2 protein-coding genes are annotated in these 1,780 nt (G+C 63.3%); both read left to right on the top strand.

Annotated elements, in window-relative coordinates:
* The coding region (locus tag AC11W3_RS20155; protein WP_484093639.1) for a mannose-1-phosphate guanylyltransferase at positions 1-984 on the top strand (984 nt) is incomplete at its 5' end.
* A 165-nt stretch (positions 985-1,149) separates the two neighbouring features.
* A partial coding sequence (locus AC11W3_RS20160; RefSeq protein WP_484093640.1) for an aldehyde ferredoxin oxidoreductase N-terminal domain-containing protein occupies positions 1,150-1,780 on the top strand: 631 nt, incomplete at its 3' end.

Below are 1,780 nucleotides of genomic sequence, written 5' to 3' on the forward strand. Positions count from 1 at the left end.
GGCGGCAAGTCCATGCTGCAAAGGACCGTGGAGCGGGTGGTCCCGATGAACCCGAAGCGGGTCATGGTGGTGACCAACGCCCTGCAGGCCGAGGAGACCAGGAAGCAGCTGGCGTACATCAAGGGCGTGCCTGTTGACGTCATCGAGGAGCCGGTGGGAAGAAACACCGCCCCGGCCATAGGCCTTGCCGCCTCGATCATCGCCCGTTTCGATCCCGACGGCATCATGGCGGTGCTCCCCGCCGATCACTACATCCTGGACGAGGCAGGCTTCAGGGAGACCCTGCTGAAAGCCCGCTCCGTCGCCGAGAGCGGCAGCCTGGTGACCCTCGGCATCACCCCGACCCGCCCCGAGACCGGCTACGGCTACATCGAGGCCGAATCCGATGCCGGCGGCCAACCCGTCGCCGTCCGCCGGTTCGTGGAAAAGCCGCCGCTGGAGCGGGCCATGGAGTTCCTTGCCAGTGGGCGCTTCTACTGGAACAGCGGCATGTTCGTCTGGGGGGCCTGCACCATCCTCGACCAGCTGGGCCGCTACATGCCGGAGCTTTGCAGCACCTTGGCGAAGCTGACCTTCACCAACGAAATGTGGGCGATTTCCGATCTGAAGCCGCAGATCGAGGCGATCTACGGCGGCATCAAGGGAGAGTCCATCGACTTCGGGGTGATGGAGAAGGCCCGGGACGTGAAGGTGATCCCCGCGTCCTTCGGATGGAGCGATGTCGGATCGTGGAGTGCGCTCCCCGAGGTGATGGAGTCGGACCTGGATGGGCATGTGGTGATCAGTGCGACCGGGTCAGTATCCGTCGGGTCTGAGGGGTGTCTGGCCTATGGCGCAGGGAAAATGGTAGCCTTCGTGGGAGTCAAGGACCTGATCGTGGTCGACACCCCCGACGCCGTCATGGTCTGCGCGAAATCCGCAGCACAGGATGTTAAGAAGGTGGTGGAAGAGCTGGAGCGACGGGGGAAGGCGGAGTACCTCTAAACGCTCACCAAACAAGGCAAAAATAAGCAAAACCACAGAGGAACACAGAGGAACACACAGAGGAACGAAGGGGGTCTGGGGGGGGATTGTCCTCGACTTCGAGTTCCTCCGTGTCCCCTGAGCCCCCCTCCGTGTCCTCTGTGGTGAGCTTCTAAAGGATTTTGAATGTACGGCTGGACCGGAAAAATCTTGTACGTAGACCTGACCCGTGGGCGCTGCCACCGGGAGGATATCCCGACGGAGCTTCTCCACGCATACCTCGGCGGACGGGGCCTGGGCGTCCGGCTGATGCGGGACTACTTCCGCTTGGACCCCTTCGCCCCGGAGATGCCGCTGATCTTCGCAGTCGGCCCCCTTTGCGGCACGACGTCTCCCACCTCCGCCCGCCTTGCCTGTGTCTCACGCTCGCCTCTCACCGGCACCATCTACGACTGTTCCGCCGGCGGACGCTTCGCCTGGCGCTTGAAGGCAAGCGGGGTCGATGTTATCTTCGTGACCGGCAAGAGCCCCGAGCCCGTTTTCCTTGCCATCGATGACGAAAGCGTGGAGCTCATGCCTGCCCAATCACTGTGGGGGAAAGGTGTGAAGGAGACGGTGGCTGCGCTGAAGGATCGTGGCAGCGTCACCGCCATCGGACCCGCAGGCGAGAACGGCGTCCTCTTCGCCAATATCATGATGGGAGAGGGGAACTCGATAGGGCGCGGCGGCCTCGGCGCCGTCATGGGGGCCAAGGGGCTCAAGGCGATTACGGTGAATGGTTCCGGCGTAACGGAAATCGCCGACCGCGAACGCTTCG

It is taken from the genome of Geomonas sp., assembly GCF_056994735.1.